At 67.3% G+C, this 7,063-nt stretch carries 7 protein-coding genes; 4 read left to right on the top strand and 3 right to left on the bottom strand.

Annotated elements, in window-relative coordinates; genetic code table 11:
- Positions 1-36: 36 nt before the first annotated feature.
- Positions 37-795 (bottom strand): polyphosphate--glucose phosphotransferase, encoded by a 759-nt coding sequence (ppgK, locus tag ACNPNP_RS08800; RefSeq protein WP_448965654.1) that lies wholly within the window; start codon positions 793-795, stop codon positions 37-39.
- 92 nt (positions 796-887) lie between these two features.
- On the opposite strand from ppgK, the gene ACNPNP_RS08795 reads away from it, so the two are divergent.
- Genes ACNPNP_RS08795 through ACNPNP_RS08780 form a run of 4 tightly spaced genes read left to right on the top strand, consistent with a single transcriptional unit; the run spans position 888 to position 6,403 of the window.
- A complete protein-coding gene (locus tag ACNPNP_RS08795; RefSeq protein WP_206476448.1) occupies positions 888-1,124 on the top strand; it encodes an SPOR domain-containing protein in 237 nt (78 codons plus the stop codon).
- Positions 1,125-1,134: 10 nt separating this feature from the next.
- Positions 1,135-2,472 carry a glutamine synthetase family protein gene (locus ACNPNP_RS08790; protein WP_448965653.1) on the top strand — a complete coding sequence of 446 codons (1,338 nt, stop codon included), beginning with the start codon at positions 1,135-1,137 and terminating at the stop codon, positions 2,470-2,472.
- 4 nt (positions 2,473-2,476) lie between these two features.
- Positions 2,477-5,452 carry a bifunctional [glutamine synthetase] adenylyltransferase/[glutamine synthetase]-adenylyl-L-tyrosine phosphorylase gene (locus ACNPNP_RS08785; protein ID WP_448965652.1) on the top strand — a complete coding sequence of 992 codons (2,976 nt, stop codon included), beginning with the start codon at positions 2,477-2,479 and terminating at the stop codon, positions 5,450-5,452.
- 36 nt (positions 5,453-5,488) lie between these two features.
- Entirely contained in the window at positions 5,489-6,403 is a 915-nt protein-coding gene (locus ACNPNP_RS08780) for a diacylglycerol/lipid kinase family protein (protein ID WP_448965651.1), read from the top strand.
- 10 nt (positions 6,404-6,413) lie between these two features.
- Here the strand turns inward: ACNPNP_RS08780 and ACNPNP_RS08775 are convergent, their stop codons facing one another.
- Together ACNPNP_RS08775 and ACNPNP_RS08770 are read right to left on the bottom strand one after the other, a co-directional pair.
- Positions 6,414-6,725, bottom strand: coding sequence for a DUF7882 family protein (locus ACNPNP_RS08775; protein ID WP_448965650.1), 312 nt, complete (start codon positions 6,723-6,725; stop codon positions 6,414-6,416).
- 46 nt (positions 6,726-6,771) lie between these two features.
- The coding region (locus ACNPNP_RS08770) for an aminoglycoside adenylyltransferase domain-containing protein (RefSeq protein ID WP_448965649.1) at positions 6,772-7,063 on the bottom strand (292 nt) is incomplete at its 5' end.

Raw genomic sequence — 7,063 nt, 5'->3', positions numbered from 1 at the left:
AGGTCGCCGAGCCCTTCGTATGCGGTCGGGGCGGGATCAGTCGGCCGCGAGAGACGCGGCTCCGATGATGCCCGACGAGTTGCGGTGGATGGCCGGGATGATGGGCGTGTTGAGCTCGAGCAGCGGGATGAACTTCTCGGGGTGCTTGGACACGCCGCCGCCGACGACGAACAGATCGGGGCTGAACAGGAACTCGACGTGCGAGAAGAACACCTGGAGTCGTGCCGCCCAGTCCTCCCACGAGAGCTTCTCGCGCTCCATCGCCGAGTACGCCGTCCACCGCTCGATGGACGCGTCGCCGACCGTCGTGCCGTTGTAGAGCAGGTGGCCGAGTTCGGTGTTCGGCAGCAGGACGCCGTCGTACAGGAACGCCGAGCCGATGCCGGTGCCGAGCGTGGCGAGGATCGTGAGTCCGTCGACGTCACGCGCCGCGCCGTGGCGCACCTCGGCGACTCCGGCGGCATCCGCGTCGTTCACGAAGGCGATGTGACGGCCGAGGCCGTCCTCGAAGAACTTCTCGGCCTCGAAGCCGATCCACTTGTCGGAGACGTTGGCCGCCGAGAGCGTCTTGCCGTTCTTCACGATCGCGGGGAAGGCCACACCGAGAGGCAGATCCGACTCCCGCACCTCGAGTGTGTCGAGTACCTCGTTGACGGCCTTGAGGACGTCGTCAGGAGATGCACCCTTGGGGGTGTCCACGCGAACACGATCCGAGTCGAGGGACCCTTTGTCGAGGTCGACGATTCCTGCTTTGATGCCTGTGCCGCCGATGTCGACGCCGATCGCTTTTGCCATGGTCAATAGCCTAGCGAGCACGCGAGACGACAGTAGGATCGTGACAGAAGCTTACGAAGGGAGCGGCCATGTCTCGCGGTGAGGATTCATACATGTCCAGCGGGGAGCGCAAGTACTGGTACAACACCAGCACCGGCCAGGTGGAGCACGGCTACGAGTCGCCCGCTGTCGACCGAATCGGTCCCTTCGACACCGCCGAGGCGGCTGCGGGTGCACTGGACCTGCTGCGCGCACGCTCTGAGGCGTGGGCGGTGGAGGAAGCCATCGACGAGGACTGGCGCAAGGCGACCGACGTGCACAAGGCGACCGACGCGGATGGGAAGCACTAGTCATATGGGAATGGACAAGCAGCGGGACTTCGTGCTGCGCACGATCGAGGAGCGCGGCGTGAAGTTCGTGCGCCTCTGGTTCACCGACGTGATCGGCACTTTGAAATCGGTGGCGATCGCGCCGGCCGAGGTCGAGGGCGCGTTCGCCGAGGGCATCGGATTCGACGGCTCCGCGATCGAGGGCCTCACTCGCACGTACGAGTCCGACCTGCTCGCGCAGCCCGACCCGACGACCTTCCAGACGCTGCCGTGGCGCGGCGAGGTCGACCCGACCGCCCGCATGTTCTGCGATCTCACCACCCCTGACGGCCAGCCCGCCGTCGCCGACCCGCGGCACGTGCTCAAGCGCACGCTCGCCAAGGCCGCCGACGCCGGCTTCACGTTCTACACGCACCCCGAGATCGAGTTCTACCTGCTCAAGTCGTCGCTGATCGGCCCTGAGGGGCCGGTGCCGGTCGACTCCGCAGGCTACTTCGACAACGTGCCGGGTGGGACGGCGCACGACTTCCGCCGACGCTCGGTGCGGATGCTGGAAGACCTGGGCATCTCGGTCGAGTACAGCCACCACGAGGGCGGACCGGGTCAGAACGAGATCGACCTGCGTTACGCGGACGCGCTCACGATGGCCGACAACATCATGACGTTCCGCACGGTCGTCAAGGAGGTCGCGATCGAGCAGGGCGTGTACGCCACGTTCATGCCGAAGCCGATGAGCGACCAACCAGGCAGCGGCATGCACACGCACATGTCGCTCTTCGAAGGCGATCAGAACGCCTTCTGGGAGGAGGGTGCGCAGTACCAGGTCTCCAAGACCGGGCGGCACTTCATCGCCGGCCTGCTCAAGCACGCCAACGAGATCGCCGCCGTCACGAACCAGTTCGTGAACTCGTACAAGCGGCTGTGGGGCGGGGACGAGGCGCCGAGCTTCGTGACCTGGGGGCACACCAACCGCTCAGCCCTCATCCGCGTGCCGATGTACAAGCCGCACAAGAGCCAGTCCTCGCGCGTCGAGTACCGCGGCCTCGATTCTGCGGCCAACCCGTACCTCGCCTATGCGCTGCTGCTCGCGGCCGGGCTCAAGGGGATCGAAGAGGAGTACGAGCTGCCGCCTGAGGCGGAGAACAACGTGTGGTCGCTGAGCGACGCGGAGCGTCGTGCTCTCGGATACTCCTCGTTGCCTGCCAGCCTCGACCACGCACTGGAGCACATGGAGTCCTCGGAGCTCGTCGCAGAGACCCTCGGCGAGCAGGTCTTCAACTACGTGCTGCTCAACAAGCGCAAGGAGTGGGAGGCCTACCGCGGTCAGGTCACGCCGTTCGAGCTGAAGAGCAACCTCGAGCTTCTCTGAGCCGATGGCTCGATCGGACTCCACCTCCTCACTGTCCTCCCTCGCGAAGATCGGCTTCACGGAGCTGAGGGCTGCAGCCGAGGTGCTCGACGAACTCTCGACGCTGGTCGGCATCGAACGCGCGGCACTCGTCGACGGTGCGGTCTGCGCCGATCCCGACGGCGCGGCCGCCGGGATGGTGCGAGTGGCGCGTCGCGACCCGATCGCGCTGCAGCAGGTGCTGCGGGATGAAGAAGCGCGCGCTGTGTGCTGGCGCGTGTTCGGCGCGTCGACAGGGCTGGCGGACTTCTTCCTCAGACATCCTGCGCAGCTCTCCGTGCTGAGCGAGGTGGGGCCGCTGGTGCCGAGCGCGGTGGCACTGCGCGAGCGTCTGCTCGACGCCGTCGGCGCCGAGGACGGATTCGCCGGCGCCGCAGACGATTCCGCGCTGGTCGCACTCCGGGTCGAGTACCGTCGCTCGCTCGCCGAGATCGCCGCCGTCGATCTCTCGGCACCCGAACCCGCGCTCCGGATCGCCGCGGTGTCCGCCGCTCTCGCGGATGCCGCAGGGGCGGCGCTGGAAGCATCGCTCGCGGTGGCCCGAACCAGGGTCGCCGCCGCGCGTTCACGAGACGAAGTCGCTCTCACGCAGCTCGCGATCATCGGGATGGGCAAGGCGGGAGCCCGAGAACTCAACTACGTGAGCGACGTCGACGTGATCTTCGTCGGCGGCACCGCGGATGAGGAGCGACTCGACGAGGGCCGCGCGATCGACATCGCGACGAAGCTCGCCATCGAGACGATGCGCGGGCTGTCCGGCATCGAGGTGGAGCCGCCGCTGTGGGAGGTGGACGCGAACCTTCGTCCCGAGGGCAAGCAGGGAGCGCTGGTGCGCTCACTCGGCTCTCATCTGGCGTACTACGACAGATGGGCGAAGAGCTGGGAGTTCCAGGCTCTTCTCAAGGCACGACCGCTCGCCGGCGATCCGGCGCTCGGTGAGGCATACATCGACGCCGTGCAGCCGAAGATCTGGTCGAGCGCGGCACGCGAGAACTTCGTGGACAGCGTGCAGCGGATGCGCGAGCGCGTCACCGAGCACATCGACCCCGAGGACGCGGCCCACCAGATCAAGCTGGGAACGGGCGGCCTGCGCGACATCGAGTTCACGGTGCAGTTGCTGCAGCTCGTGCACGGGCTCACGGACCCGAGCCTGCGCACCAAGGGAACCCTGGAGAGCCTGGACGCCCTCGTCGCAGGCGGGTACATCGGACGCGAGGACGCGGCGACCTTCGCGACGGACTACCGGACGCTCCGCCTCCTCGAGCACCGCCTGCAGTTGCGTGAGCTCTCCCGCACGCACCTCATGCCCAGAACGACCGACGAACTGCGCATCCTCGCCAGGGCCACCGGGCTGGCCGACACCGGAGACGGGATCTGGGCGCTCTGGGAGAGCGTGCGACGCGAAGTCCGCGACATCCACACCCGACTGTTCTACCGGCCGCTGCTGAGCGCCGTCGCCGCGCTTCCGGAGGAGGAGCGCACCCTCTCGACGGCGCAGGCTCATGATCGCCTCGCCGCCATCGGCTTCAGGGATGCTGCGGGCGCATTGCGTCATATCGGCGCGCTCACCTCCGGCATCAGCCGAAAGGTCACGATCCAGCGCCATCTCATGCCGATCATGGTGCGCTGGTTCGCGGACGGCAGCGATCCCGACTACGCCCTGCTCGCGTTCCGGAGGATCAGCGAACGACTCGGCGACACCTCCTGGTTCCTGAGGATGCTGCGCGACTCGTCCGGCGCAGCGGAGAGCCTGACGCGCCTGCTGTCGGCCTCGCGCTACATCGGCGAGTTGATGGAGTGGATACCCGAGTCGGTGGCGTGGCTGGACAGCCCGGAGCGGCTTCGTCCGCGCGCCGCGTCGCAGCTCTACGAAGAGGCACGGGCCATCCAGACACGTCACAAGTCGGTGGGCCCTGCGTTGAAGGCCGTACGCGCGCTTCGACGACGGGAGCTGCTGCGCACAGCCATGGGCGCTGTGCTCGACGTCCTCACCATCGAGGAGATCGCGACATCGCTCACTGCGATCACAGACGCGACGATTCAGGCGGGTCTGCGAGCCGTGCGCCGAGAAGTGGTGCCTCCAGAGGACGATGCACTCGATTTCGCCGTGATCGGCATGGGGCGCTTCGGCGGCGCGGAGCTGGGCTTCGGATCCGATGCCGACCTCCTGTACGTCTACGACGCCAACGGGATCGATCCTCAGCGTGCGCAGACCCTCTCGACCAAGCTGGTCGCCGGCCTCCGCGAGCACCTGACCGATCACCGCGTGCCGCTCGAGCTCGATGCGGATCTGCGCCCGGAGGGACGACAGGGTCCCGTGGTGCGTTCCATGGCGGCGTACACCGAGTACTACCGGCGTTGGTCGGTGTCCTGGGAGGCGCAGGCGCTCCTGCGCGCTCGTGGCGTCGCAGGCAGCGCGCAGCTGCTCACGAAGTTCATGCAACTCGCCGACAGCATCCGCTATCCGGAACAGGTCGACGAGCAGGGTCTGCGCGAGATCAAGCGGATCAAGGCGAGGGTGGAGGGCGAGCGGCTTCCCCAGGGCGCAGACCCGCGACGTCACCTCAAGCTCGGGCCGGGATCACTGAGCGATGTCGAGTGGCTGATCCAGCTCGTGCAGCTGCAGCACGCGCATGCGGTGCCGGCGCTGCGGACGACGTCGACGTTGGACGCCCTTCACGCCGCGGTCGACGCTGACCTCATCCCGGCGGATGATGCGGACAAGCTCCGCGAGGCATGGCTGCTGGCCAGCAGGCTGCGCTCGGCCATCACGCTGCGGACGGGACACACCTCTGACATGCTTCCGGCCGATCGCCGTGAACTCGATGCGCTCGGTCATCTGCTCGGCTACCCCGACAGGTCGGCCACGGCCGTCGAGGAGGACTACCTCGGCGTCACCAGACGAGCACGTCGGGCGTTCGAGAACCTCTTCTACGGCTGAGTTGCGCAATCGTCGGCGCTGGCTCAGGCTGAGCACATGACAGCGACGAAGATCGGCATCATCTGGAACCCGTCGAAGATCGAGGAGGACGTGCTGCGGACGGCTGTCGCCGACGCGATCGACGGCGATGTCCAGTGGTGGGAGACGAGCGAAGAGGACCCCGGCCTCGGCATGGCGAAGGAAGCCCTCGAGGCGGGTTGCGAGACCGTGATCGCGGTCGGCGGCGACGGCACGGTGCGAGCGGTCGCAGAAGCCCTTGCCGGATCGGATGCCGCACTCGGCATCGTGCCTCAGGGCACGGGTAATCTGCTGGCGCGCAACCTCGAGGTGCCGCTGGACGACATCCCCGCCGCGCTCGCCCGGATCAGCGACGGCGAGACCAGGCGGATCGATCTCGGCTGGGTCAACACCGGCGGCGAGGACCAGGCGTTCATGGTCATGGTCGGGTTCGGTGTCGACGCGCAGATGCTCGTGGAGACCGACGACGATCTCAAGGATCGCGCGGGCTGGCTCGCCTACGTCGAGGCGATGGGACGCGCCATGGCCGGCACGGAGATGACGAGCATCTCGATCGCACTGGACGGGGGAGAGGCGCAGGACGTGCGCGGACACACGCTCCTGATCGGCAACTGCGGCATGGTGCAGGGCGGTATCCGCCTGCTGCCGGATGCGAAGCTCGACGACGGCCTGCTCGATCTGCTGCTCGTGAGCGCCGACGGCGCGCTGCAGTGGCTCGACACCGTGCGCTCCGTCGTCTGGGACAACGGCATCCGTCGCCTGCTCACGCGTGACGAGACGGCGGTGAGCACCGAGTCCACCCGGCACCTCACCGCCGAGCGGATCAAGGTCGAGCTCGAGCAGCCATTGGCCTTCGAGGTCGATGGAGAAGAGGTCGGCGAGGTCTCATCGTTCGAGGTGCGGGTTCAGGCCGGCGCAGTGCGCGTGCACTGATCGGCCGGAATCACTCGATCTCGACGCGCACGAGGTGATCGAGCATGAGCTCGCCGGTGGCGTTGGTCGCGTGCATCATCTCCTCCAATCGCTTCGCATCGATCGGGGGCACCTCGACGCCGTCGAACATGAACACCAGCGGCACGGCAGGGTGGATCCACGCGCTCATCCGGCCGTTGGGATCGCTGTCGATCGGCAGCCACGTCATCATGAAGCTCTCCTGGCGCCGCAGTTTCGTCGCCACGATGACCTTCAGGTGAGCCAGCGTCTCGTCTTCGATCCCGATCGCCTCGGCCGTGTGATCGTACTTGAGTCTGCCCATACTGCACCTTAACGTCCGCGCCCGGACATCAGCGGATCCGGATCTGTCACGGCGCGTCGAGAGCGCGTTCGACGCGAACCTTCAACGCGCGGATGAGGTCTTCGAGGGCGTTCGGGTCGGTCGACAGCTCGTCCCGGGCGTCGCCGAGACAGATCGCCCTGGCCATTCTGAGCAGAGGATGCAGGTGATCCGGGAGGCGGGACAGCGCCCATGACGCCGCGGCGGCCCGCAGATCGGGATCGTCGCCGGGCGGGGCGGACACCAGGAGCAGGGCATCCACCATCTCTCGCCGAGACACTCGGATCCAGTTCCTCGTGATGCGAGAGAGGCCCCCTCGG

This window comes from Microbacterium xerophyticum, assembly GCF_053543555.1.
This window is presented reverse-complemented; position numbering and strand designations above follow the sequence as displayed.